Below are 25,753 nucleotides of genomic sequence, written 5' to 3' on the forward strand. Positions count from 1 at the left end.
CAACTGGCAATTCTCGCTCGATAAGGCGCGGGAGAAACTCACCCGCCACTACCAAAAGGTTTGTTCGAAAAACTCTCCTGACTAAGCACTAGAGCGGTGGACGGCCGACAGTTCAAATAATTTAAATTGTTTGAGCAAAAATTGTTTGAACTCAAAATGGGGAGCGGCCGGGCATACGGCTTACTGCCAGCCCCGGGTGGCAAAGGCCCGGCCGGCGGCGGCGCCGTCGAGCCAGCGCGACTCCAGCCCGGAGCCGCAGAGCAGCAGGCAGCCCCCCTCACCCACGGCCCCGATAATGGCGCGGTACTGCTCGGGCGGCAGGGCCGGGCAGCCCCGGCTGTAGCCCAGCTGCCCGTGCTTGCGCAGGTACGCCCGCCCGGCATAGTCGGCGGCGTGCAGCACGATGTAGCGGTCCTGGGCATTGCTGTTCTGGCCCACATCCAGCCCGCGCAGCCGGCGCGACAGGCCATGACTGCCGCCGTACGCATCCTGAGTGCGGTAGAAGCCCAGGGCCGTACAGGCCGATTTGATCCGGTTGGAAAACCGACGGGCCAGCAGCTTACCCGACCCGCGGCCGTGGGCCACATAGCTACGGTGCAGCACCTTTTGCGCCTTCAAATCAACCACCCACAGCCGTTGCGCGGTGGAGGGCAGCTCCATATCGGCCACGGCCAGGAGGCCGGAGCGGCGCACTTTGCCCTGCTGCCGCAGCACGAGGTAGCCCACGCAGGCCCGCTCCCACACGGCGGGCCGCAGCTCGGCGGCCTCGGCCCCAAGGGCCGCGTGCAGGCGTCGGATCTGCTGGCGCAGCTCCCCTGATACTTCGGGCAGGGGGGCCAGCGCGGGTGGTTGCAGCGTATCGCGGGAGGCGGGTCCGGCCACGGTAGGCGTAGCCTGGCAGGTCGTAGCGGGCAGCGCCACCAACTGTTGCGCGGGCTGCCCGGCCGACTGGCAGCCGTGCAGCGCCGCTCCCGCCAGCAGCAGACCACCGAGCTTTCTACGTGTAGTTTGTAAGAGATTTTTCATCAGCCGACTTCGGCACCCGCACCGGGACGCCGCTCTAAAGTACGCCTTCCGCCGCAGCAGGTCGAAATAAAGCCCGAAAGCCCGCCGAAAAAGCCGTTGACAACAGCTTATCGGCGGGCTTACTGCGTGGGCGGCCTGTTCCTGCTTCGCCCAGGGCCTAGAAAAATACGCTGGCGTTCAGCTTCAGGTAAAACGGCGTGCCGGGTGTGAAGTGCAGCTCGTCGACGGAGGTGCCCGCCGGCTCGCCCCGCAGCCGGCTCTCGGTGGCAAACTGCGCCTGGTTCCACTCGACGTTCAGCAGGTTTTCGACCGTGGCCCCCACCTGAAAGCGCTTGATGGTGTAGTTGACCACCGCGTCGAGCAGGAAGTAGCCCTGGGCTGTGATGCTGCCGTCGTCGTTGGCCGGCCGGTCGTCGATGTAGCGGTAGCGCAGGCTGGCGTTCAGGCCACTGGAGGCTTTAAACGTGAGCCCGCCAATGCTGGTGAAGTTTGGGGCCAGGGGAATAAAATTGGCTCCCCGGGGCGCTTCTACCTGCCGGCCGCGGTTGAAGTTCACGTCCAGATCGGCGAAAAGGCGAGTCGTCAGCTGGTAGCGGGCAGCCAGGTCCAGGCCAAAGCGCCGGGTGGGGCCGGTACTTTCCGTCACGCCTTCGTCGCCGATGTACACCAGCTCGTCCTGCAGGTGCAGCGCCCAGGCCGCCACGTTCACCACCAGGCTCGGCACGGGCTTGAAGGTGCTGCCGGCCTCGTAGCCGATGGCCCGGGGCAGCACGTTGTCGCCGACGGTGCCGCGCACCACGCCCCGGGCGTCGTTGGAGTGGAAGCCGAAGCCCGAGCGCACGAACAGCTGCACCTCGGGGGCCAGCTGGTAGTACAGGTTAAGCTTGGGCGACACGCGCGCGGCCGTCGCCCGCCCCGATACCGAGTCGGCCCCGGGGCGCTGGTCGCGGTAGCGAAACCGGAACACATCGGCCCGCAGCGCGGCATTCACCGTCAGGCGCTCGGTCAGCGTCAGGGTTTCCTCGAGGTAGGCGTTGATGTTCTGCTCGTTCACGCGCCCGCTGATGGTGGTATCGGTCACGGTGCGCTGCACGGCATTGAGCAGGCTCACGTCGGTGGCGTCAATACGGGTGCCCAGGCCAAAGGTGGTGTGCAGGGCGCGGCTGCCCAGCCGGGAATCCCGGTCGTAGGTGGCCGTGTAGCCGTAAATGTCGCGGTTGTCGGTCTGGTAGATTTCGTCGCCCTCCTCGGGATTGTTGAGGAAGAACGTAAAGTTGGAGTACAGCCCGAAGTTGTAGCGCGAGTAGTAGGCCTGCTGGCGCAGCACCGCGTCGCCGGGCAGGGCCGTGGTCAGGATGGCCGAGGCGTTGGTGCGGTCGGTACTGCCGCCTTCGCTGGGGTCGATGCTGCCAAAGCGCGAAATAACGCCCTGCTCCACACCCCGGTCCGGAATCTGGCCGCTGGCATCCCAGTTGGACGTGAAGTGGGAGCCGAGCAGCGTCAGGGCCGTCCTGTCCGAGAGCTGACCCGTGTACTTGGCCAGGGCGTTGAAGCGCTTGAAGTTCTGGGGCTGGTCAAAATACGCGTTGGTATACAGGTACTCGGCCGCGACGTAGGCGCTTTCCGGCTTTTTAGACAGCAGGTGGCGCTGGTCGTTGCCCAGCAGATCCAGCAGCACCACACCGCGGTAGGTATCGAACTGGCCCACCTCCACCTTCACCTGGCTTTTGTCGAGCCGGGTTTTGGTCAGGAACTCGCCGGCTCCGGCCGTGGCAAAATCGCCGAACCGGGCCGTGTAGGGGCCCTTGTACACCTTCAGCTGCTCCACGGTTTCCGGTATCACGAAGTGGAAGTCGGCGTAGCCCTGGCCGTGGCCGTGGCTGACCATGTTCACCGGCAGGCCGTCGATGCTCACGGCGAAGTCGGTGCCGTGGTCTACGTCGAAGCCGCGCAGGAAAATCTGCTCGGCCTTGCCGCCGCCCGCGTGCTGGGCAATAAACAGCCCGGGCACCAGCTGTAGCAGGTCCTGGGCCGAGTTGACTGGTCGCAGCACCTGGTCGATGTGCGAAATAGCGGCCAGCGACTGGTTTACATCCCGCGGCTGCGACACGGTCACCTCACTCAGGTTGAGAGCTACCGCCGGCAGCCGGAGCGTAACGGTACGGGTTTCGCCGGCTTTGAGCACCACCACCAGCGGGCGGGCACCATAGCCCAGGGCGGCCGCCTGCACGGTATAAGTGCCGGCTGGCAGGCTGCCAAAGCGGAAGCCCCCCAGCGCATCGGAAGCCGTGCCGCCGGGCTGCCCCAGCAGACGCACCCCCACGCCCGACAGCGGCTGCCCGGAAACCGAGTCGGCCACGATACCACGGATGGAAGCGGTGTTCTGGGCCAGCAAAGGAAATCCCAGCAAACTCAGGCCGATGATGCCGAGCAGCCGGAAAGCAAAACGAAAGCGGGCGGGCAGGGCAGACACCCAGATGCCGGCCGGCGCGGGCAGTGCCCGGTTAAGAGAGACGTTTTTCATTCTTACCAGCGCTTAGCGGAAGTACGAACGGGCGTCCGGCGCTGGGTCAGAACCTGGGCGCGGTGCTCCGTCAGGCTGGTCAGCTGGCGGACTTTGTGCTCCTGCCGGGCGGTGGACCGAGGGGCGGTAGAAATTTCGGTCGACCACGCGGTGCGGCCGGGCAGCCATACAGTCGAGGCCCGCTCCGTGGCAGCAGCCAGGGGCAGTTGAAAAGCAGTAAAGGGGAGTTTCATACGTCAGGGAAGGGTGGGCCGGGCAATGCCGGCGGCCACAGATAAGTGGACAAGACTCGACCGCGCGGATAGCTCGACGCACGGCACGGCGGACCCGAAGCGGGCCGCCGCTGGCTTATCCCTGACGGGGAGGAGAGTATAGGTCAGCCCCGAATCCGGCGGGAAAACGCTGGATGAGGTCCGCCGCCACGGGCGGAACCAGGCGGAATTCGGGCTTGAGGATGCTGATTGGGGAAGCCAGGCAGTGCAGGTCAATGCCTTTGCTCAGCGTCAGCAGCTGCTGGGGCGTCGGGGCCTTCGGGCTTTTGGCCACCGCCTGCTGGTCGCCGTTGCAGGTGCTGAAGCAGTCGAGCCGCAGGTAGTTCTGCTGCTGGCAGCTGTGGCTGTGCACGTACGGATGCGCCACCGTGTAGCGCAGCGGCTCAGCCCGGTTCACCAGGCCCGCGCCCACTACCAGCAGGTAGTTGCAAAGCAGCAGGAAGACGAGCCAAGAGCGCAGCATAAGTAGAAAAATAGCGGGTAAGCAGGCAGGAAAGAGGATTAAGCAAAAAACACCCGTTCTACCGTCCAGTAGACGGCCACCAGGCCAATGAGTACCGAAGCCGGCACCACCACGCGCTGTTTGTACCAGGGCTTGTTGGCAAACCAGTAGCCGATCAGCAGCCAGGCCAGCACTATTACCGAAACCTGACCCAGCTCCACGCCCACGTTGAAGGAAATCAACGACTCAAAAAACATGGAGCGCGGCAGCCCCAGCGAAGTCAAGACGCTGGCGAAGCCCAGGCCATGAATCAGGCCGAAGCCGAACACGATGGCCACCCGAAAAGGGTTCAGACGCTCGGCAAAGATGTTTTCAATGGCCACAAACAGAATGGACAAGGCAATAACCGGCTCCACAATGTCGGCCGGTGGGTTGATGAAGCCGTACATGGCCAGCCCCAGCGTGATGGAGTGGGCCACGGTGAAGGCCGTAGCCTGCCACAGAACGGGCTTGAGTCGGGGCTCCAGAAAAAAGATACTGAGCACAAACAGGATGTGGTCGAGGCCCAGCGGCAGGATGTGGGTGTAGCCCAGCTTGAGGTAGGTCCACACAATGTCGGTGCGGGAAAGCTTACTCAGGTCCACGTCCAGCACGTGCGCGGCAGCCAGCTGCGGCAGGGCCAGCAGCAGCACGACCAGCAGCCCGGGAAAAGCCAGTTTTAAGAAGGCGGAGCGGTTCACGTTAGTTGGCGGCCAGCAGTTTCTTGCCTTCATCGGCCAGATCCATACTTAGGTAGGGGTTCGTGCTCAGCGCCTGCCGGATCAGGGCCTGGCCTTCGGCCGTTTTGCCATTTTTGGTGGCTATCAGGCCCGCGCGGCAGAGCAGCGTAGGGTTTTTCGACTTCGTCCGCAGCGCTTTCGTGATGTAGGTTTCGGCCGGCTTGTACTCGCCGCGCTTGTAGTGCACCCAGGCCAGGGTTTCGTTGACGTCGATGTTGTCCGGACGCCGTTCGTACTCTATTTTGGCGTGCTCCAGGGCCTTGTCCAGCTCATTCGTTTTGAGGTAGGCATAGGCCAGCTCCCGGTCGGCGTAATGGCCCATCTGCTCGTTTTCGTCGGCATCCGTGGCATCCGCAGCCAGCATTCCAATGGCTTCCTTGGCCATGGCCTGCGCTTTGGCGGGCTCGTTGTTGAGACGGTACAAATCGGTGAGCTCGTCGGCAAACGCGTAGTCCTTCACCGTGGCGCGGGCCTTGCGGAAGTAGTCGATGGCAACCGGGTAGTTCTTGCGGGCCTTTTCGATGCGGCCCAGCCCGGACAGCGCGTAGGCGTAGTAGGGCCGCGCCAGCAGCGCCCGCTGGTACTGCTTTTCGGCCTGCAGCAGGTCGCCGGTACTCTCGTAGAGATGACCCAGCGTGGTGCGGGCCCATTCGGTTTGCTCCAGCCCTTCATAACCGGCTTTGGTGGCCATGTCCATGGCTTCGATGGCCCCCGGGTAGTCGCCGTAAATCTCGCGCAGATACGATACGCGGGAGTAAGAGCGCAGGTCGGGGCGCACCTGGTTCATCTTGTCAGCCATTTTCACGGCCTCGTCGTAGCGGCCCAGCTCCACGTTGGCGTCGCAGAGCAGCCCGTATACGAAAGCGTTGTGGGGGTTGATTTCTACCGCCTGCTGCGCCACGGCCAGCCCTTCGGAGAAGTGGTGCTGGGTGAGACTGAGGGAGGCCTTGCAGCACAGGGCCTCAAAGTTTTCGGGTTCCTTGGCCAGCACGCCGTTGAGCAGTTGCATGGCCGCCATGTCGTAGTAGGGATGGTCGCCGGTTACGCGGCCCTCCTGCATGTAGGCCTGGGCCAGCATCAGCTTGGCTTTGTTGTCGTCGGGCTTGGCCCGCAGCTGCGCCAGCAGGCCGTCGATGGCGTTTTTGGTGTTGAGCCACTCCCCGCCCAGGGCCAGGTCGCCGTGGCGCTCCTTGAGCACGGGAATGGGTTCGGGCTTGCGGAAGAAAATCAGCGCGGCAACCGCTGCTCCAAAGCAAAGCACCAGAATTGGGTAGAGATATTTACGCAAAGCAGTGGGTTGTGAGGATGATGGGGTGAGCAAGATAGGCAGGAAAGCCGCTGGCTCACGCCCAAAAAAAGATAGCCGGGCTCTCACCCGAGCCCGGCTATCAATTTACCACCTATATCGGCGTCGGTGCAACCAAGCGGACTTGGCAGCTGGGCCGATAAACCGTGGCTAGTTGGTGTGAACGAGCTTGATGGACTGCAGTACCGTTTCGCCCGTTTTCACGGTAGCGATGTACGTGCCGGCCGACAGAGCCGGTACTTTCCATACCAGGTCGTAGGCTCCTACTTTGTGCTCCTTGTTGTTGATGAGCGTAGCAACCTTGCGGCCCATCATATCCGACACAATCAGCGTTACCGGACCTTTAGCCGCTACTTCGTAGTGGAAAGTGGTTTCGGTGGAGAAGGGGTTCGGGTAGTTCTGAGCTACTTCAATCGGCGAGGAAGACATGTTCAGGCCCGAAGCACCGCGCTGCGACAGAGCGACGCGCTGCGCTTTGGTACCGCTCCAGGGCGTCTGCATGTAGGGGAAAGCAGCCTTGAACGTAGTGTCGTTGGCTTCGATGCCGGTACGGAAGGTCAACACGTTGCCCAAGCCGTTGGCCGTTTCGTACGACAGGCCGAGAGCCGCCAGTACTACGCCACCTACGGCTTGCAGCTCGATGCGGGTAACATCATCTTCCAGACGACGGCCGTTCGGGAAGCCGTCCATGTTCGGAATGTTCTGCAGGGCGGCGCTGGCGTTGAAGCGGGCGTCGGTCAGACCGAGCACAGCAGCAGCCAGCAAACCTTCGGAGCTGAAGTCAGCCGAGTTGCGGGGCGTAGCGGGCACGGCCATGTTCAGGCGCAGCATGTCGCCACCAATACCAGCGGCAGCAGCCGGGTTGTCGATCAGCGGCATGAAGTTGTTGACAAACGGCTTGCCGGCCGTCAGAGGCATGTTGGCCGTTTTGCCGGTAGCCAGCTGGTACGGCGGCAGGTTCGGCACCCCGGTGTGGAAGATCGGCAGAATGTCGACCGAGCGCGGCTTGGCCGGACGCAGCAGATACTCGGCGAAGCCACCAGCCGCTACTTTGGCGAAAGCCGTGCCTGCTACTGCGGCGGCCGGTGCGTTGAGCAGGGCTGAAACACCATCTTTGCCGTTGGCAAAGTCAAAAGAACCCAGCGAGTTGCGCTGAACGCGCAAGGCACTCAGACCGGGAATAGCGGCCCCGAAGTAGCCCGGGCCCTCAGCCATGTACAGGCCTAGCTCAGGGTTCGAGAGGTAGTCTTCGGTAACGGCAACTTCAGTGTAAGGCGTGTTAACGTTCCAACGGTCCTTCGCGCCAATAGGGTTGATAACCTCGTTGGTCAGCGGCATGCCGATGCGCGATACCTGCACAAAGTTACCGGTGTGCGCCTGGGTGCCGTCGGTATTCAACGTACGCAGGGCCGGGCGGCTGGCCGAAGCCCACACGCCGATGATGAAGTCGGAGTCGAGGATGTTGAGAGCCTGAGCACCGTTTTTTCCATCCTTCTGCAGTACCGAAATCGGGATTTGCAGGGCAATGGTGTGGGTGTTCTTGCGGGCCAGACCGTCGCGGGCGGCGGCAGTACGGATGCCGCCCAGGTCGAAGATGCCGCCCAGGTCAGCGAAGAAAGGATCATCCACGGGGCCGCAGAATACGCGGACGTTGCTGGCCACGGTCTGGATAGCGCCGGTCATCAGCGTGTTATAATCCGGCACGTTCAAGCCGACGGGGCTGGAAATCGAGCGGGGACCCACGTTGGTCGGAGGTACTACCCCAGTGGTGGTGAGGGTGGTGAAAGCGCCGCCGTTGCGGCTCACTTCCATCGTGTAGGTAGCCTTGAGGTTTTGCTTCGGGCCCGCGCCGGCATTCCGGATGTTGAAGAACGTGGCCGGATCTTCGTTGGTGCGGGCGAAAGTGAAACGAAAGGTAATATCGTCCTGGTTAACGTTGGCAGCCGAGTTCTTCACGTGAATCTCGTAGCGTACGTTTTCGCCGAAGTTGTTGTAGTTCGGACCGCCCTGGGGAATCTCCAGGGGAATGTAGTTGGCGATGATGTTGATCATCTCCGCATTGACCGGGTCGCGGAAGGCGTACAGGTCAGTGTTGTCGGCCAGCGGGTCGTCGGCAATAAGCGGGGCCTCGCGGTGGCTGGAAGCTTCCAGACGAGTGTTTTGGCCGCTCCAGGCCAAGGCACCTACAACTGCCGTAGCAGCCAGCGACAGGTGGAGAATCGGCCGCGTAAAGGTCTTCTTCATGGTTTTGGAAAAAGAAAAGTGAATAGAATGGGAATGCTGTATCCGGCCTGAATAGTCAGGCCGCAGAAAAAGACGGGGCAATAGGAAGGGGTGTGCGGTAATCGGAATAGCAACACGGCGCCAAGCAGGCAGCACTGGCAATCAAGGGTCGCTGACACAAGAATCAGCGGGTGATGCAGCGGACAGGCATTGAAGTAATTACAAAGCCACATACGCAGCCTTAGCACCTTCTGGTTTTGCTAAAATGGAACTTTCCGACAATAAAATTAGGGCGTAGCCTTACTGGCTCACGGCCAGCGCGATTACTGCCGGGCAGGGCCGGCATTTCTTCACTACTTTTGACCCCCCAAAGCAGTTCGGCGGTTACACTGGTCGCTCCTGTCTTTTCACCCCGCCCCCCGGCGCTCCGCTCCCCCCAGCATGGCTAAAGTTGCAATCAACCTCTCCACCGGCACCATTCAGCAGGAAGAAATTATTGTCGGTATCGACCTGGGCACCACCAACAGCCTGGTAGCCTATATTCACCCCGACGGCCGGCAGCCCGTGGCTATCAACGACCTGGACCGGGGCACCATCGTGCCGAGCGTGGTGCACTTTCCGGCCGGCGGCGCCGAGCCCCTCGTGGGCACCGACGCCAAGGAATACCTGCTCACCGACCCCCAGAACACGATTTACTCGGTAAAGCGCCTGCTGGGCAAAAGCTACCAGGACCTGGGCGGCCACGCGGCCGACCTGGGCTACAAAGTCATCGACGACAACTCCGAGGGGATGGTGAAAATCCGGGTAGCCGACCGGTTCTACTCCCCCATCGAGCTGTCGGCCGAGATTCTGAAGGAGCTGCGCACCCGCGCCGAGCACGCGCTGAAAACGCCCGTCAACCGCGCCGTGATAACCGTGCCGGCGTATTTTAACGACTCCCAGCGCCAGGCCACCCGCGACGCCGGCCGCCTGGCCGGACTCGAAGTGCTGCGCATCGTAAACGAGCCCACGGCGGCGGCGCTGGCTTACGGCATCGGCCTGAGCCCGGACGAGGAAAAGACCGTTGCCGTGTACGACCTCGGCGGCGGCACCTTCGACGTGAGCATTCTGCGCATCCAGCAGGGCATTTTCGAGGTGCTGAGCACCAACGGCGACACCTACCTGGGCGGCGATGACCTCGACCGCACCATTATCAACCACTGGACGGCCCAGCACGGGCTGGGCGCCGCCGTGGCGGGCAGCGGCCCCTTGCAGCAGGAGCTGCGCCTGCTGGCCGAGTCGGCCAAGAAGTACCTCAGCCAGCACGACGACTTCGGCGCCAACTTCAACGACCTCGTGCTGCGCCTGACCAAGACGGAATTTAATGCGCTGATCCGGCCGCTGGTGGCGCGTACCATCGACTCGTGCCGGCAGGCGCTGGCCGATGCCCAGCTCACTCCCCAGGACCTCGACGCGGTGCTGCTGGTCGGGGGCTCCACGCGGGTGCCGCTGGTCTACGATTCGGTGTCGGAGTTCTTTCAACAGCCGGCCGACAACTCGCTCAACCCCGACGAGGTGGTAGCCCTGGGCGCCGCCATTCAGGCCGATATCCTGGCCGGCAACCGCCGCGACGTGCTCCTGCTCGACGTGACGCCGCTCACGCTGGGCATCGAAACCCTGGGCGGGCTGATGGACCCGATTATCCCGCGCAACTCCAAGATTCCGACCAAGGCCGGCCGCCAGTACACGACCAGCGTGGACGGGCAGGTGAACCTGAAAATCTCGGTGTACCAGGGCGAGCGGGATCTGGTCAAGGAAAACCGCAAGCTGGCCGAATTCGACCTGCGCGGCATTCCGGCCATGCCCGCCGGCCTGCCCAAAGTCGACGTGAACTTCCTGCTCAATGCCGACGGCATTTTGCAGGTCGAAGCCATTGAGCTGCGCTCCAATACCCGGCAGGCCGTCGAAATCAAGCCCCAGTACGGCCTTACCGACGAGCAGGTGGAGCAGATGCTGCTGGACTCGCTGACCCACGCCCGCGCCGACGTGACGGCGCGTATGGTCATTGAGGCCCGCACGGTGGCCGAGCAGATGATTTACCAGGTCGAGCGCTTCGTGGATAAGAACTCGCAGTACCTGACCGAAGACGAAATCACCCAGACCGCCGCTCAGACCCAGAACCTGCGCGAAGCCCTGGAAACCGGCGACAAAGACACTATTCTGGGAGCCGTGGATAAACTGGAGGAGCTCACCAGCCCCTTTGCCGAGCGGGTGATGAACATTTCCATCAAGCAGGCTATGGCCGGCAAAAAGATTGAGTAGGGCCGTTTCCCTGGTCCTTGCGAGGTAGAGCCGCCGCAACTGCTGCTCTGAAATGCGGTCAGCTCCTTTTTACCAGAAAGTCCCGCCGTCAGCACCACGTCGGGACTTTTTGCTGTCACAAAGCTTTCTTTGCGGCCCGGAACAGATTGCCGCCTTCCGCTTGCAACGACACTTTAAATTCTGCTCCCTCCATGAATGCTAACCTCACCCGGCTGATGGCAGCGGCGCAAAAGCCGGCGCGGCGAATTGTCGGCCTGATGTCGGGTACGTCGCTCGATGGGTTGGACGTGGCGCTTTGCCACTTTGCCGGGCACGGGCCGGCTACCCGCGTGATAGTGGAGCACTTTGCCACCGTGCCCTACCAGCAGGCTGTCCGCCAAGAAATCCGGCGCGTATTTGCCCGCCCCGAAGTTGAGCTCCAGCACCTGACCCTGCTCCACGCCTGGCTGGGCCGCCTGCACGCCGATATGGTGCTAAGCTGCCTGCGCAGCTGGCAAGTCGAAACGTGCGAGGTGGATGCCATTGCCAGTCACGGGCAAACGGTTTTTCATGCTCCCCGGCACCAGCACGGCCGGGCGGGCTGGCCCAATGCCACCCTGCAGCTCGGCGACGGCGACCACCTGGCGGTGCAAACCGGCATTCTGACCATCAGCGACTTTCGGCAAAAGCACGTAGCCGCCGGCGGACAGGGGGCGCCGTTGGCCGTCTATGGCGACTACCTGGTATTTTCCCAACCCGGCGAAGACCGGCTGCTGCTCAACCTGGGCGGCATTGCCAACTTCACGTTCCTGCCCGGCACGCTGGCGGCCACCGAGGTTTTCAGCACCGACGTCGGGCCCGGCAACACCCTGCTCGACGCGTTTGTGCGCGAATTTGACCCCACCAAGAGCTACGACGAGCAGGGCGCCCTGGCCGCGCAGGGCCGGGCAAACGAGGCCTTGCTGGCCGAGCTGCTCGGCCAGCCGTTCTTCGGCGAAGCCCTGCCCAAAACCACCGGCCCGGAACTGTTCAGCCCGGCTTACGTGCGCGCCGCCCAGCAGCGCACGGGCACCGGCCACCTCTCCCCTGCCGACCTGCTGGCCACGCTGACCGAATTTTCTGCCGCGGGTATTGCCCTGGCCGTCACCCAGGCATTTGGCCCGACGCGGCTCCTGCACGTGTACGTCAGCGGCGGGGGCCTGCACAATCCTACCCTGCTGGCTGCCATTGAGCGGCGTCTGCCCCAGGCCCGGTTTGCAACCACCGACGCGCTGGGCATTGCCCCCGATGCCAAAGAAGCCGTGTTGTTCGCCATTCTGGCCAATGAAACCCTGGCCGGCAATCCGCTGTCCATTGGCCACGGACCCCAGCAGGTGCCGGCCGTAGCCCTGGGCAAGATTTCCTTTCCCGGGTAGGCAGCCCATCCGTTGCCCGCGGCTCGTAAACGCAAAAAGCGTCCCCGGCAAGTTGCCGGGGACGCTTTGAAGTAGTGGTGGCCCTAGCCGTCAATGCTAGTGCTGCACGCTGAGCTGACGCTGGGTGACCGATTTGCCCTGGCGTACCTTCACCTGGTACAGCCCCGCGGGCCAGCTGCGGGTATTCAGATGCAGCAGCGGGTCGGTGAGGCCTTCGGCCGTGTAGACGACCTTGCCCCGCGCATTGTACACAGTCACGTCCATCGGAGCCGGGGTGGCTGCCGAAACCGGAGTGGCACCCGCAACCTTGGCCGCGGCAGCACCGACCTGCTCGGGAGCAATGTCGACGTATTCATCCGCCGGATTCGGGTACAGGGCCTCCCGGAACTGGGGCGACGCATAATATTCCGCCACCGCCTGCTGGGCGCCGCTGGTAACTTCCAGCTTCACCAGAATCAGCGAGGAGTAGCTGTTCATGCACACGCCGAACGTAGCTCCCGTGCCCGCCAGCTGGTAGCTGTTGCCGGTGCGGGTGGCATCGATATACCAGCGGTACGTGTAAGCTCCGGTGCCGCCGGAGGCCGCGCCCACAAACTGAGCGTAGTTGTTGCGGCCGGTATTCGAAGTGCACCAGGACGTGTAGTTCAGCGAAGAGATGCTGGCCTGCAGCAGGGTAGACGCGGGCGGGCCGCACGCCAGGCCGGTCAGGTTCAGCGCCGGGTTGGCCGAGTAAGTGGCGGTGGGGCTCACGGTGTAGCTGCCGCCGCTGCTCACGATGATGCTGCCGGAGTTCTCCACGCAGATATAGGCGCCGGCCTCCACGATGAGCTGCCCTTTTACGTTGAGCGTGGCCCCGTTGCGGACTACCAGCGTAGCCCCGGCCACAATGCGCAGCACCGAGCCGTTCTCCACCGTCACTATACCACCTGAGCGCAGATCCAGCAGGCTGTTGGCGGACATCTGCAGCGTAGCAGGGTGCGAAGCCGGATTGCCGACCCCTGCCGTAGAGCTGCCCAGAAGAATGGAGCCATGGTCGTTTACCTGCACCACCGTGGCGCAGCTGGAGGTATACACCTCGAAGTGCCCCGGAGCCGGGCTATAATAGGCCCCACTGCCGCCGCTGGCCCCCATGGCCCAGTGGTTGATCATCAGGTAGCCATTGGTGTTGATCTGCACCGAGGGCAGCAGGTGCCGGTAGGGGTTGCCAAAGTTGTACATGCTGGACAGGACGGCGGGCATATTATGGGCCGACTCCCGCAGCTCGTTGCGAATCCAGGTGCTGTTGTCGGTGAAATACGACGTGTTGCCCTGGCTGGAGCCCTGCCCGTTGGTAATCTGTACGTGGGGCTCGTTGATGCTGCCGGCCACAAAGTAGGCGTCGAAGGCATACTTGGCGCGGTTTGGCCGGTCACTTACCGGAATCTGCTGCTGCACGTTGTAGGCGAAGTACGGATTCACCACCGGGCCGGCATCCTTGACGTCGAGCGCGCTGATGGTGGGCATGAACGTGTTGGTGGGCCAGTCGGCCTTCATCTGGTTGCTGACATCACTGGCGTCGCCGGCCACGCGGGCCTGGGAGCCGGGCGAGGTGTCGTAGTTGCCCCAGCTGGCGTCGGCAATCGACTGGTGCCACTTACCCGAAATCGAAATGGCTTTCTTGTAGCGAAACACCACGCGGTTCTGGCCGTGGCTGGTAGTACCGGGCAGGGCGTAGGCGTGGTTCGGGCCCGTGATGATGCCCGCGCCGGCAGTATGCAGAATCTCCATGCCCGGCCACATGCCGGGCTGACTGACGGCCTGCCCGCTGCCGTTGGCCGTGGCCACCTTGCGCAGCAGCGTGGGGTAGCTGTTGGCCGAGTTCTGCCAGCCCTGCCACTGGTTGCGGCGCCCGGTAGCTCCACCGTCGAAGTTGAAAACCAGCATCTGCTGGGAAGCTTCGCGCCGCAGCTTTTTAATGCCGTCCTCGGCACTGCCCGAGCCGATCCAGATGTTCTGGAGCCGGTCAAACATGTGTTGCAGACCGATGGGCACGTTGGCCCCGCGGTGGGGCGAGTCGACGGAGATGTAGATCTTGCTATTGTGGCACAGGCCCTGCTGCTCCATCCAGGCCAGGCCAAAGCGGGCCACCTGCCCGCCCATGCTGGCGGCAATAACCACGGTTTCTTCAGCATTGGCCGTGCGGTTGACGGGCTTGTTTATCCATTCCAGCAGCTCGACCAGCACCATGGCGTTGTGCTGAATCAGCGAAGCGCCGTCGGAAAAGTCCAGGTAGATCAGGTCGTAGTCGCCGTCGGTGGCCGCCGTACCGTTCTGCATGCTCTGCTGGAGCGCGCCCATTTTCTCCAGCGACTTATAGTCGCTGTTGTAGTCGACCATCTCATTCCAGCCGGCCGCGCCGTTGCGGAAGCCGCCCCTGGCCTGTATGGGGTTGGTAAAGCTGCTCAGGCCAATGGGGCCGGTGCCGGTGACGCGGTAGTTTTCGAAGAAGACCGAAAAGACTCCACCCTGGTCGTTGCGGTTTTTGGCAAAGTCGATTCCCTCCACAAAGACCAGAGGCTTGCGCAGCTTGCCGGTGGTATTGCTCTGGGCGTACTTAATCCAGGCAATTGCCTTGGCCCGCCCCTGCTGGGCGTGTACGGGTCCGCTGGGCGTAAAACCCGGCCACGACCGGCTGGCCAGCACGCCCAGCGCCACGTCCGGCAACACGCTGGCCTGGGTGCTGCGGTACTGCAGACCAGTTTTGGCCAGACTCCAGTCGGTGGGGTCGTAGGCGTAGATGGTTTGGGTGGGGGCCGCCCCGGCGGCCCGGTACTCCACGCCGCCGCCGCCGCCGGGCTTCACCTGAATATCTACCGTGCTGCCCATCGCAACCAGGCGCCAGCCGGCGCCGTCGCCGAAGTCGAGCCAGATATTGTCCGGGGCCGTCTCATTGCCGAGCCAGAACTCCTTGCCGACGTAGACCGCCATGGGCCCCTCACCCGTGGGCAGCGCCATGGCGACGGAGAACACATGGCCCTGGGAGTAGGGGCTGCGGCTCAGGTTGGGGCCGTCGTACATCACCTCCTTGGTGGAGTCGACGGTAATCAGGCCCTGGGCGGCAGCATCGGGCAGCAGCTCATCGTAGCGGTACTTGAGCATGAGCAGCGGCACCGCGTTCTGGCTGAACTTTGCATCAATGCGGCTCCAGAGCTCCTGCCGCGTCAGCAACCCCTGCGGCTGCAGCGAGGCGTTATAGAATTCCCAGTACTGCTGCTCCCAGCCCTTCCAGTCGGTGAGCGTGTCGCCGCTGCCGCCGAAGCGGTGGGGGTCGGTTATCAGCATGGTGCGGTTGAGCAGCACGCCGGTGCCGATGCGGTTGGGGTTCAGCCCGGCGGTGGCGTCGCGCATTTCCTGGCCGGGGTCACCCTGCCCCAGTGTTTCCGTCTGGCTCCAGGCGGGGGTGCTGCACAACCCCAGGGCTACCAGCAAACCGAGTAATCGAGTTTTCATAAGCATTGAAAAATTAAGTGGAAAATCAGGTATCAAACTGAATCAGAAAGCAATTCGCACCAGTACCGTATCCAGAGCACCCGGCTGCACCGCCTGCTCACGCTGCCGGTCCACGCCGGCCTCGTCAGTCAGCACCCAGATGATCTTGCCGACAAAACCGGCCAGCGACGGCCGGATCAGCACGGTGTCGTGGGGCGCGTAGAGTCGGTCGCCGTTACCCTCATAGCCGGAAATAAAAAGGCTCACCCGACTATGGGGCGGCTCGTCGACCAGCTGCAGGCGCACCCAGGCCGGGGCCCGCACGGGTACGACCAGGCCCGTATTCGGACGACCGGCCCGAAGGCTCGGCGCCAGACCCCACTCGGTGAAATAGCCGGGCGGAGCCGTGGCCCGCAACACGTAGCCCGCCCGCCGGGTAGCAGGGAAGGAAAACGAGAACCGACCATTGGGCTCGGCAGCGTAGGTGGGAGCCAAGGGTGCGTAGCCCCCACCCCGGGAGGCCTGGTACACCTGCAGTGTTGCCCCAGTCGCCGGCGGCCCAGACGGGCTGGTCTGAATCAGCCCCTGTACTACGGTAGGCCCCCGGACCCAGGGTTGAGCACACCCGGCCAACCCGCCCGCAAGCAGCAGGAGCATCGAAAATGGGCCGCCGACAAGCTGGGTTGGCATAAGCACAGAGAAGCGGATATACGTCGGTGAAACGGCGGTGGCCTAAGCCTTCCTGCGCCGGGAAATAAGCCTGGGTAGTGGATCTGCCGGCACGGCTGCCTGAGCAGTACAGCCGACAATCATCTGATTTACTACTTGATAGTTCAAACATAGCCGCTGGCGGGAGGCAGCCAACTTCCTTACACCAACGCGGTATTTGGCAGGACTAAGCCCGGCTAGCCTCCGGCTGTGCGGTGCTCAACCCCCGTGGACCACTGGGCTTGGAGCAGTGGACAAGCCGGCCCCTGCCTTGGCTACTCCGACCGCCATCAACACAAAAAAGCCCGGACCAAGGACCGGGCTTCAGAATCAGAGCGGGGGGTGCGGCAGCGCCAAGGCCTGGTTTACCGCGTACTCTGCGGGGCCGGAATCAGACCGAAGCTCAGGATGCGCGTGGCGGTGGAGTCGCGGAAGGTAATGTCGAGCTGCACCTGGGGCCGGGGCGCCAGCGTGTCGCTTTTAAACATGAAGCTGTAGAAGTTGCGCACGTCGTTGGCTTCCCCGATGCGTACGCCCAGCTTGTATAAGTCGATGGTGGGCTTAAACTGCTGGCCTTTGGCGTAGAGGGGCGCCGCCGCCGCCCGGAAGCGGGCCGGCGTCACAGCCGCCGTGACCTCGGGAGCCAGCAGCTGGTAGGCCTGGTCGTAGTCGCCGCGCAGGATGGCCAGCACAAACTGCCGGGCTATCTGCACCTGCGAGGGCCGGGCTACGGCCGGCGGAGCCAGCGCTAGTACTGCCAGCAGCACCAGCAGGGCGGCGCGGCGCAATGGAAAGACCCTGTTCAACCCAAATCCTGGCTTCATAGGGCGGCCCTGGTCAAATACGGGGCCACGTTGGCACTCCCCGCTACGCAAACCAACAAGCCAGGGCTGGCAGCAGGACTAACCTGCCCGGGAGCCACTACCCGCAGTCAGTCGGCTGGGAAAGGCGCCAGCAGCAAAAATCCGCGCCAGCTGCCTGACGCGGATTTTTGCTTACTCAGTCGGCTGGGGTACCAGGATGAAAACATCCTCGCCGGGCCGCTTCATGGTGTATTTCTCGCGGGCAAACTTCTCCAGCAGCTCAGGGCTGCTGAGCAGCTCGGCCCGGTCTTTCTTCACTACCTCAATGTTCTTCAGATAATACTCCTTCTCGCCCTGCAGCTCCCGCCATTTGGCGTACATGTCGTACTGCTTAAACAGGTCGTTGGAGTCGAACACAAACATCCAGACCAGGAAGCCGACGGTGGCAAAGAAGTAAAAGCTGCGGAGAAACCGGGGCACCCGGTCCAGAAGGGCGGAAATTTGCATGGCGACCAAAGATAAACAAAGAGGCCGTCCTGCGTGCAGAACGGCCTCTTTGTTTTTACGTTAGCCTTGGGCTAGTAACTGATTTACATCTTCCTGCCGGGGAAGTAGGCCGTTTCGCCCAGCTCTTCCTCAATGCGCAGCAGCTGGTTGTACTTGGCCATCCGGTCGGAGCGCGAAGCCGAGCCGGTTTTGATCTGGCCGGTGTTCAGGGCCACGGCCAGGTCGGCGATGGTGTTGTCTTCCGTCTCGCCCGAGCGGTGGCTCATGATGCTCTTGTAGCCGTTGCGGCGGCCCAGGTTTACGGCGTCAATCGTCTCGGTGAGGGTACCGATCTGGTTGACCTTGATGAGAATCGAGTTGGCAATCTTCTCGTCGATGCCGCGCTGCAGGCGGGTTACGTTGGTCACGAACAGGTCGTCGCCCACCAGCTGGGTGGTGCTGCCGATGCTGTCGGTGAGGGCCTTCCAGCCGGTCCAGTCGTCCTCGTCCATGCCATCTTCGATGCTGATGATGGGGTACTTCTTGGTCCAGTCGGTCCAGTAATTCACCATCTCCGAAGACGTCAGCTTGTCGCCGGTGCTCTTCTTGAAGTGGTAGTGGCCATCGGAGTAGAACTCCGACGCGGCGGCGTCCATGGCAATCATCACGTCGTCGCCGGGCTTGTAGCCGGCCTTCTCGATGGCCTGGATGACGATTTTGATGGCGTCCTCGTTGGACTTGATGTTCGGCGCAAAGCCGCCCTCGTCGCCCACGTTGGTGCTGAAGCCCTGCTTTTTGAGCACTTCCTTCAGGTGATGGAAGATTTCGGTACCCCAGCGCAACGCCTCCGAGAACGACGGCGCGCCCACGGGCATGATCATGAACTCCTGGAAGTCGATGCTGTTGTCGGCGTGGGAGCCGCCATTCAGGATGTTCATCATCGGCACGGGCAGCGTGGTAGCGCCCACGCCGCCCACGTAGCGGTACAGCGGCATGCCGGCTTCCTGGGCCGCGGCCCGGGCTACGGCCAGCGAAACGCCCAGAATGGCATTAGCGCCCAGGTTCGCTTTGTTCGGCGTGCCGTCGATTTCGAGCATGATCTTGTCGAGCAGGCCCTGCTCGAACACCGAGAAGCCCATCAGCTCTTCGGCAATGCGGCTGTTCACATTCTCCACGGCCTTGAGCACGCCCTTGCCCATGTACTTGCTCTTGTCGTCGTCGCGCAGCTCCACGGCCTCGTGCTTGCCGGTGCTGGCGCCCGAAGGCACGGCGGCGCGGCCCACGGCCCCGCTCTCGGTGGTCACGTCTACTTCAATGGTCGGGTTACCGCGCGAATCAAAAATCTGCCGGGCATGAATGGCCGAGATAATGCTCATGTTGAAAAAGCTAAGGTTGAAAATGGGGTTTCGACGGAAATCACGCAATACAGCACCAGTCGGGCACTGCGCAGGACTAGAAACCGGCCCGGCGGCATTGCGGGGGCCAAGGTAAGGAATTCGGAAAAGAGCCGGCCTGAATTTCTGCCACCGCCCGGCCCTTACCCTTCCAGCCAGCGCCGGAAATCTGGGGTCTGGGCGGCGCTGGTGGTGAGCGTAGTAGCGCTGCCGCGCAGCTTCACGGCCAGCCGGTTGTTGAAGTAGGGCTCCACTTTTTCGATAAAGGCTACGCTGACCAGCTCCGAGCGGTTCAGCCGCCCGAAGCAAGCCGGGTCGAGCTGGCGCTCCAGCTCGGTGAGCGTGCCGATGAGCGGGTAGCGCGTACCGGCTCCGTCCACGGCGAAAACCACGCCCTCGTCAGCCTGCAGGTAGGCCACGTCGGCGGTGGGCAGGATGTAGAGGCCCTGGCGCATCCGCACCGAAAAGCGCTGCTTGTAGGCGGGCTGGGTGCTTTGCCGCAGCGCCTGGCTCAGTTCGCGCAGCACCTCGGCGCTCAGCGTTGGTTGGGCGGCGGGCTCCGCAGAGCCTTGGAAGCTCTGGCGCAGGCTGTGGTACTTGGCCAGGGCTTCCTCCACCTGGCCGAAGCTGAACGGCTTAAGCAGGTAGGCAATGCCGTTGCCCCGGAAGGCGGGCAGCAGGAACTGGTCGTAGGCCGTGGTGAAGATGATGGGGCAGCGAACCGCAAACCGCTCGTACAGCCCGAAAACGTTGCCGTCGAGCAGCTCGATGTCGGAGAAAATCAAATCGGGCGGCGGGTTGGCCTGCAGCCAGACCAGGGCCTTTTCCACGCTGCGCAGCACCGGCGGCGGGGTGTCTTCCGTGCCCACGAGGCCGGCCTGCCGCAGAAATGCCAGCAGCTGGCGGGCAGCGGGCTCTTCGTCTTCCAGAATCAGGATACGCATATGCTACCAGGGTTGAGTTGAGCAGTTCAGCAGGCGGCCGCGGGTGTCAGAGCTGCCAGCACCGGAACAGTCACTACAAACTCGGACCCGGTGCTTTCTACCCGGATGGCTTGGCCGGTCAGCAGCTGGTACCGCTCCCGCAGGTTGGCTAGGCCCGTGCCGGTCGAGTCGACGGGGGTGAGCTTGGGCCGGCGCGGGTGGCGCACGGTGAGCGTGCCGGCCGTCGCCTCGATAGTCACCACCAGCGGGTCGTCCTCGTCGCCGGCGTTGTGCTTGATGGCGTTTTCGAGCAGCAGCTGCAGCGTGCCGGGCACCACCAGCTGCCGGGCCAGGCCGCCGGGCGGAAGCAGCGGCTGGCGAAAGGCGTAGGCGGCCCCAAACCTGTGTCGCAGCAGGTACACGTATTCATCAGCGAAGCGCAGCTCCTCGGCCAGGGACACGAAGTCGTCGTCTTTGTGGCGGATAAGGAAACGGTAGAGAGCCGCGAAATGAGTCAGGTATTCCTCGGCCTCGGCGGGGTCCTGCCGGATCAGCCCGCGCAGCACGTTCAGGTTGTTGAACAGGAAGTGCGGGTCGAGCTGGGCCCGTAGGTTGCGCAGCTCACTTTCGGCCTGAACCTTCTGCAGCAGCGTCAGCCGCTGCTGCACGTCGAAGTACCGCTTGCCGGTGAGCAGCACGGCCAGCATCCCGTAGCTGAAGGCGTGGCGGATGATGTTTTTCACCAGCGCCATCGGGCTCCAGTGCAGGGGGGTGTTCAGCACCAGCGCGTAGCCGCCGCCGTAGAGCAGGCCGCTGGCCAGCAGGAAGACCACCACCAGCCCCAGCGCCCGCCCGCGGTAACGGGGCGTCAGTAAGTTGGGCAACAGCCCAAACACAAGGGCAAACACGGCCGCCGAATCGAGCAGCACCGTGTAGAGCATCCCGGCCCCGGCCCGCGCCCAGCCAAACTGCGCTACGTAGGTAGGCAGAATCACTGCGGCAGCTACCGGCCAGTAGGCGGCGGCCGTCAGTACGTCGGAGCGGGAAGGGCGGGTCAGGAGCATGGCACGAAGGTGGGCAGGCCAGGCGGCATTTCCGGCGGGAAGTTGCCACTCTTTCCCCGGATATCCCGCCAAAAGAAAAGAGCGGACCACGCGGCCCACTCCTTTCCGGTGCACACCTAATAGCGGTTTCACGAGTGATAAGACAGGAAGGATAAGGCGGCTCAGGGCCGCAGCGCCTGCACGGGACCGGAGTCGCGCACCAGCACCAAGTACTGCACGTAGGCCGCGGCGGGCAGGCTGGGGTTGAACTTCATCTGCTGAGCGGCCGGAATTCCCGGGGCGTACGTAACCCGAATCGGTTGGTGGCGGGTGGCGGCCGCCGGCGCATCGAGGCGGAACAGGGTGAGGCTGTGCGGGGCTGCCTGGGCCTTCAGCTCCCCAATGCCCTCAATGACCGTCAGCGGCCCGTCGTGGTTGAACTTGTTGGTGCTGCCGTACACCTGGCCCGGCGTGCGCCAGGGGGCGGGCAGGCCGCTGTTGGGGTAGAGCATCTGGCAGCCCGAAAACGCGCACATGATGGATACCACTTTGTCGTGCTGGGGCAGGCTGCTTTGCCGCACCAGCCCCGCAAACATCGTCTGTCCCCCTTGCAGCGGGCTTTGCAGCACGTGCGCGAGCCCCCAGAGGCCGTACATCTTCTGGCCCGCCAACGCTTTGGTCTGGCTCAGGGCCCGAAAGTTGGCGAAGATGCTCTGCTCCCGGCTCAGCCCATCGGCCCGGTACGTCAGGTTGGCCAGCAGGTGGAGCAGCGGCTCATAGGAAGCGCCCAGCGTAAAACGGTAGGTTTTGGAATGCTGCTTCAGCTCCGCAATAGTGCGCCGGGCCAGCATGGGCAGCGCGGGCGTCGAAGGCTGCCGCAGCATGGTCTGCAGCGAATCGCCCTGCCGCCGCAATACTTCAGAATAACCCTTTTTATACAGCAGCCAGTGCAGATAATCCGCTACCAGAAGCTTATCCTGCACTTCATCGAGGCCGACAAATACCATCTGCCGCTTTGGAGGCAGGCTCTGATTCAGGGCCCGCAGTTTCCGGAATTTGTTCAGCAGATCCTTGTTCGCCCACTGCGACTCATCCCGCACCCAGCTGCCAAACACCAGCTGCAGCGTACTATCGTTGCCGGTGCGCAGGTACTGATTCAGATAGTGAGCCTTGGCGCAGTCGAACTCGCCCACGTAGTAGCGCACCCCGGCCCGCTGGTTGAGGTGCTTGAACAGCTCGTAGTCTACTTCCTGCGGCCGGGCTACGCCGTGGGCCTCACCCAGCAGAAACAGCTGGTTTTGGTAGAATGCCGCGTCGAACAGCCGGAAATCCACTGTCGTACCAGGCTCAATGACTTCGTGGGGCACCCCGGCGAATACCGGTTCGGCGGTGACTACCGGGGCCTGAGCCCGGACGGCTGCGCTGGCGGTTAGCAGCAGCCCCAGCAGCAGGGGGCGAACAAAGCAGAAGAAGATTTTCATGGCGCAGCAAGGATAGGTTAATAGACCAAAGCACGGTCTGCTGCGCCCTGTTCCCTACCACATTTTCCCGAACCGCAGCAAAATCCCGATGAACTGCCGTAAAAAGTGCCTGAGCTTTGAAAAACGCTCACCACAGCGCCAAAAAAAAAGGGACGCACCTTACGGCACGTCCCTTTCCGGTAGTCAGCTGCGGTCGTTACTACGAAGCAGCTTCTTCGTTTTTCTCGTCGCGGGTTTCGCCTTCTTTCAGCGTCTCGGTCGGAGCGTCGGTGGCAGCAGCAGCTTCTTCGCTTACTACGGCCGCCGGAGCAGCAGTAGTAGCGGCGGTAGCCGCCGTGTCAGTCGTATCGGCTTTCTTCTTGCTGCGCGAGCGACGGGTCGTGGTCTTCGCCTCGCCGGCAGCCTTAGCCTCCAGCATGGTGTCGTTGTAGTCGACCAGCTCGATGATGCACATGTCGGCGTTGTCGCCCAGACGCGTGTCGCTCATCTTGATGATGCGGGTGTAGCCACCGGGACGGTCCGCAATTTTGCCGGCTACCGAATCAAACAGCTCCTTGATGGACTCTTTGTTCTGCAGCGTAGCAAATACGGTCCGACGCGAGTGCGTGGTGTCGCTCTTGGCTTTGGTCAGCAGGGGCTCTACGAACTTGCGCAGGGCTTTGGCTTTGGCAACCGTCGTCGAGATGCGCTTGTGCACAATCAGCGACGAGGCCATGTTCGAAAGCATGGCGTTGCGGTGCGAAGCCGTCCGGCCCAGGTGGTTGATTTTTTTACCGTGTCTCATGGTACTTGCTTAAAAAAGCGGATGCATGGGCTTGCGGGCGTGGCCACGGCGGGCGGCTGGTAAGGTAGCCACCTCATTAGAACCACTGCCCCTCGGGGCCCATTGGTGAAAAAAGGGATTAAAAAAGAAATGTGCTGATCAAGGCTGGCCGCCGGCTGCTTGCGCAGCACTGGACTCATTCTCAATCAGCACATCCGGCTATTCTTCGTCGAGCTTGTACTTGCTCAGGTCCATCCCGAAGGTCAGACCTTTCTCTTCTACAAGGTTCTCCAGTTCGGTCAGCGACTTCTTACCGAAGTTGCGGAACTTCATCATGTCGCTCATGTCCAGCTGCACCAGGTCGCCGAGCGACTTGATGTCGGCAGCCTTGAGGCAGTTGTAAGCACGTACGCTCAGGTCCATATCCGCCAGCGGCGTCTTCAGAACTTTGCGCATGTGCAGCGTCTCCTCGTCCACGGTTTCCTCTTCCTCAGCTTTAGCCGTCTCGAAGGTCATCGTGTTGTCCGAGAACAGCATGAAGTGTTGAATCAGGATGTTGGCTGCGCCTTTCAAGGCTTCCTCGGGGTGGATCGAACCATCCGTCTGAATCTCGATGAGCAGCTTCTCGTAGTCGGTCTTTTGCTCTACGCGGGTGTTCTCAATGCTGTACTTCACGTTTTTGATGGGCGTGAAGATGGCATCAATGGCAATTTGACCGAATATCTGGTCGGCAGGGCGGTTTTCTTCGGCGGGTACGTAGCCGCGGCCTTTCTGCACCGTGAACTCGAACTCCAGCTCTACGCTCGGGTCGATGTGGCAGATAACCAGATCCGTGTTCAGGACCTCGAAACCGGTGGTGAACTTATTGATGTCGCCCGCCGAGAAAGCATCCTGGCCCTTGATGCGGACCGTGATTTTATCCTCAATTGCGTCGCTGACCTTCTTGAAGCGAACCTGCTTCAGGTTCAGGATGATTTCGGACATGTCCTCAATCACACCCTCAATGGTCATGAATTCATGCAGCACGCTGGCCGTCCGAACCGACGTAATGGCGTAGCCCTCCAGCGACGACAGCAGGATGCGGCGCAGTGCGTTGCCGATCGTGACGCCGTAGCCTTTCTCCAGCGGTTTAAATTCAAACGTTCCGTAGAAGTCGTCGGATTTCTCCATCACAACCTTCTCCGGCATTTGAAAAGCTAAGATTGACATAAGTGGGGCTTTAAAATTACAACAGGGAAAGAATCGAAGAAAAAGGGCCCGGCCGCAGCCGGGTCCTTAGGATTACTTCGAGTAAAGCTCGACGATGAGCTGCTCCGTGATTTTCTCCGGAATCAGGTCGCGGGCAGGGGCGTTCAGGAACTTGCCTACCATCTCCTTACCGTCCCACTCCAGCCACGAGAAAGCGCGGGCATTGCGGGAAGAAAGGCTCGTCGTAATAGCTTCCAGCGACTTCGACTTCTCCCGAACCGCGACGATGTCGCCGGCCCGGAGCTTAACCGAAGAGATGTTGACTACGTCGCCGTTTACCGTGATGTGACGGTGCAGCACCAGCTGACGGGCAGCACGGCGCGTTGGAGCAATGCCCAAACGGTACACCGTGTTGTCGAGACGCGACTCGAGCAGGGCCAGCAGGTTCTCACCCGTGATGCCCGGCAGAGCAGCAGCTTTGTGGAAAAGGTTTTCGAATTGCTTTTCCAGGATGCCGTACATGTACTTCACCTTTTGCTTCTCCATCAGCTGCACCGCGTATTCGCTCTGCTTCTTACGACGGCCACGACCGTGCTGACCTGGAGGATAGTTCTTTTTGTTGAGCGCTTTGCTCGGACCGAAGATCGGCTCTGCGAAGCGACGAGCAATCTTGGATTTGGGACCGGTATAACGTGCCATTTCGGGGATGTTGAGTTTTGAAGGGGTTGAACCACGCGTGTCGGGCTTCTCAGACGCCGCTTACTCAAAGTAAGCGCATCAGAAACCCGACACGGGTGGTCAGCACGGAGGCTGACCAGTTCAGTATATCAGACGCGACGACGCTTAGGTGGACGGCAGCCGTTGTGCGGCAGCGGGGTCACGTCGCGGATGGTAGTTACCTCAATGCCCACATTCTGGAGCGTACGGATGGCCGACTCGCGGCCAGCACCCGGACCCTTCACGAACACCTCGGCTTTGCGCAGACCCAGGTCGTGGGCGACTTTGGCGCAATCCGTGGCAGCCATCTGGGCCGCGTAGGGAGTGTTCTTTTTGGAGCCTTTGAACCCCATCTTACCAGCCGAGGCCCAGGAGATAACCTGGCCGTTGTTGTTGGTAATGGAGATGATGATGTTGTTGAACGAAGCCTTGATGTGAATCTGGCCTACTGCCTCAACAACGACAACGCGCTTTTTGGCTTTGTCTTTTCTTTTTTGTGCCATCTGGTTATC

At 62.3% G+C, this 25,753-nt stretch carries 21 protein-coding genes; 2 read left to right on the forward strand and 19 right to left on the reverse strand.

Annotated elements, in window-relative coordinates; all coding sequences use genetic code 11:
- Positions 1–180 precede the first annotated feature (180 nt).
- From ABD842_RS16535 to ABD842_RS16565, 7 genes are all read right to left on the reverse strand, one after another.
- Positions 181–1,026: a murein L,D-transpeptidase catalytic domain family protein gene (locus ABD842_RS16535; RefSeq protein ID WP_345116414.1), complete on the reverse strand. Its 846-nt coding sequence runs from the start codon at positions 1,024–1,026 to the stop codon at positions 181–183.
- Between the two features lie 157 nt (positions 1,027–1,183).
- On the reverse strand, positions 1,184–3,550 hold the full coding sequence (locus ABD842_RS16540) for a TonB-dependent receptor (RefSeq protein ID WP_345116417.1): 2,367 nt from the start codon (positions 3,548–3,550) through the stop codon (positions 1,184–1,186).
- A gap of 2 nt (positions 3,551–3,552) precedes the next feature.
- A complete protein-coding gene (locus ABD842_RS16545; protein ID WP_345116420.1) occupies positions 3,553–3,783 on the reverse strand; it encodes a hypothetical protein in 231 nt (76 codons plus the stop codon).
- A 115-nt stretch (positions 3,784–3,898) separates the two neighbouring features.
- Positions 3,899–4,285, reverse strand: coding sequence for a hypothetical protein (locus ABD842_RS16550; RefSeq protein ID WP_345116423.1), 387 nt, complete (start codon positions 4,283–4,285; stop codon positions 3,899–3,901).
- A 38-nt stretch (positions 4,286–4,323) separates the two neighbouring features.
- Positions 4,324–5,004: a HupE/UreJ family protein gene (locus tag ABD842_RS16555; protein ID WP_345116426.1), complete on the reverse strand. Its 681-nt coding sequence runs from the start codon at positions 5,002–5,004 to the stop codon at positions 4,324–4,326.
- A gap of 1 nt (position 5,005) precedes the next feature.
- Positions 5,006–6,331, reverse strand: a complete 1,326-nt coding sequence (locus ABD842_RS16560) for a tetratricopeptide repeat protein (protein ID WP_345116429.1) — start codon at positions 6,329–6,331, stop codon at positions 5,006–5,008.
- Positions 6,332–6,499: 168 nt separating this feature from the next.
- Complete coding sequence (locus tag ABD842_RS16565) at positions 6,500–8,593, reverse strand: DUF4331 family protein (RefSeq protein WP_345116431.1); 2,094 nt, start codon at positions 8,591–8,593, stop codon at positions 6,500–6,502.
- Between the two features lie 420 nt (positions 8,594–9,013).
- Between ABD842_RS16565 and hscA the strand changes: the two genes are divergently transcribed.
- Both hscA and ABD842_RS16575 read left to right on the forward strand, forming a co-directional pair.
- Entirely contained in the window at positions 9,014–10,873 is a 1,860-nt protein-coding gene (gene hscA / locus ABD842_RS16570) for a Fe-S protein assembly chaperone HscA (RefSeq protein WP_345116434.1), read from the forward strand.
- A gap of 191 nt (positions 10,874–11,064) precedes the next feature.
- Positions 11,065–12,267 carry an anhydro-N-acetylmuramic acid kinase gene (locus ABD842_RS16575; RefSeq protein ID WP_345116436.1) on the forward strand — a complete coding sequence of 401 codons (1,203 nt, stop codon included), beginning with the start codon at positions 11,065–11,067 and terminating at the stop codon, positions 12,265–12,267.
- Between the two features lie 96 nt (positions 12,268–12,363).
- Here ABD842_RS16575 and ABD842_RS16580 read toward each other — a convergent pair whose 3' ends face one another.
- The 12 genes from ABD842_RS16580 to rpsK all read right to left on the reverse strand — a co-directional run bounded on the left by ABD842_RS16580 (position 12,364) and on the right by rpsK (position 25,744).
- Entirely contained in the window at positions 12,364–15,756 is a 3,393-nt protein-coding gene (locus ABD842_RS16580; RefSeq protein WP_345116439.1) for a T9SS type A sorting domain-containing protein, read from the reverse strand.
- A gap of 42 nt (positions 15,757–15,798) precedes the next feature.
- Positions 15,799–16,230, reverse strand: coding sequence for a hypothetical protein (locus tag ABD842_RS16585; protein ID WP_345116442.1), 432 nt, complete (start codon positions 16,228–16,230; stop codon positions 15,799–15,801).
- A 578-nt stretch (positions 16,231–16,808) separates the two neighbouring features.
- Positions 16,809–17,231, reverse strand: coding sequence for a hypothetical protein (locus tag ABD842_RS16590; RefSeq protein ID WP_345116445.1), 423 nt, complete (start codon positions 17,229–17,231; stop codon positions 16,809–16,811).
- Between the two features lie 207 nt (positions 17,232–17,438).
- Positions 17,439–17,753 (reverse strand): FtsB family cell division protein, encoded by a 315-nt coding sequence (locus tag ABD842_RS16595; RefSeq protein WP_345116448.1) that lies wholly within the window; start codon positions 17,751–17,753, stop codon positions 17,439–17,441.
- A gap of 83 nt (positions 17,754–17,836) precedes the next feature.
- Positions 17,837–19,108, reverse strand: a complete 1,272-nt coding sequence (gene eno, locus ABD842_RS16600) for a phosphopyruvate hydratase (RefSeq protein WP_345116451.1) — start codon at positions 19,106–19,108, stop codon at positions 17,837–17,839.
- Between the two features lie 161 nt (positions 19,109–19,269).
- Positions 19,270–20,070: a LytR/AlgR family response regulator transcription factor gene (locus ABD842_RS16605; protein ID WP_345116455.1), complete on the reverse strand. Its 801-nt coding sequence runs from the start codon at positions 20,068–20,070 to the stop codon at positions 19,270–19,272.
- Between the two features lie 26 nt (positions 20,071–20,096).
- On the reverse strand, positions 20,097–21,113 hold the full coding sequence (locus ABD842_RS16610; protein WP_345116458.1) for a sensor histidine kinase: 1,017 nt from the start codon (positions 21,111–21,113) through the stop codon (positions 20,097–20,099).
- Between the two features lie 161 nt (positions 21,114–21,274).
- Positions 21,275–22,573, reverse strand: a complete 1,299-nt coding sequence (locus ABD842_RS16615; protein ID WP_345116461.1) for a TraB/GumN family protein — start codon at positions 22,571–22,573, stop codon at positions 21,275–21,277.
- 199 nt (positions 22,574–22,772) lie between these two features.
- Positions 22,773–23,357, reverse strand: coding sequence for a 50S ribosomal protein L17 (gene rplQ / locus ABD842_RS16620; protein ID WP_345116464.1), 585 nt, complete (start codon positions 23,355–23,357; stop codon positions 22,773–22,775).
- A gap of 198 nt (positions 23,358–23,555) precedes the next feature.
- A complete protein-coding gene (locus ABD842_RS16625) occupies positions 23,556–24,545 on the reverse strand; it encodes a DNA-directed RNA polymerase subunit alpha (RefSeq protein ID WP_345116469.1) in 990 nt (329 codons plus the stop codon).
- Positions 24,546–24,617: 72 nt separating this feature from the next.
- Positions 24,618–25,223 carry a 30S ribosomal protein S4 gene (gene rpsD / locus ABD842_RS16630; protein WP_345074170.1) on the reverse strand — a complete coding sequence of 202 codons (606 nt, stop codon included), beginning with the start codon at positions 25,221–25,223 and terminating at the stop codon, positions 24,618–24,620.
- A gap of 128 nt (positions 25,224–25,351) precedes the next feature.
- Entirely contained in the window at positions 25,352–25,744 is a 393-nt protein-coding gene (rpsK, locus tag ABD842_RS16635; protein WP_345074169.1) for a 30S ribosomal protein S11, read from the reverse strand.
- Between the last annotated feature and the right edge of the window lie 9 nt (positions 25,745–25,753).

The organism is Hymenobacter algoricola, assembly GCF_039539525.1.
GTDB classification, from domain to species: domain Bacteria; phylum Bacteroidota; class Bacteroidia; order Cytophagales; family Hymenobacteraceae; genus Hymenobacter; species Hymenobacter algoricola.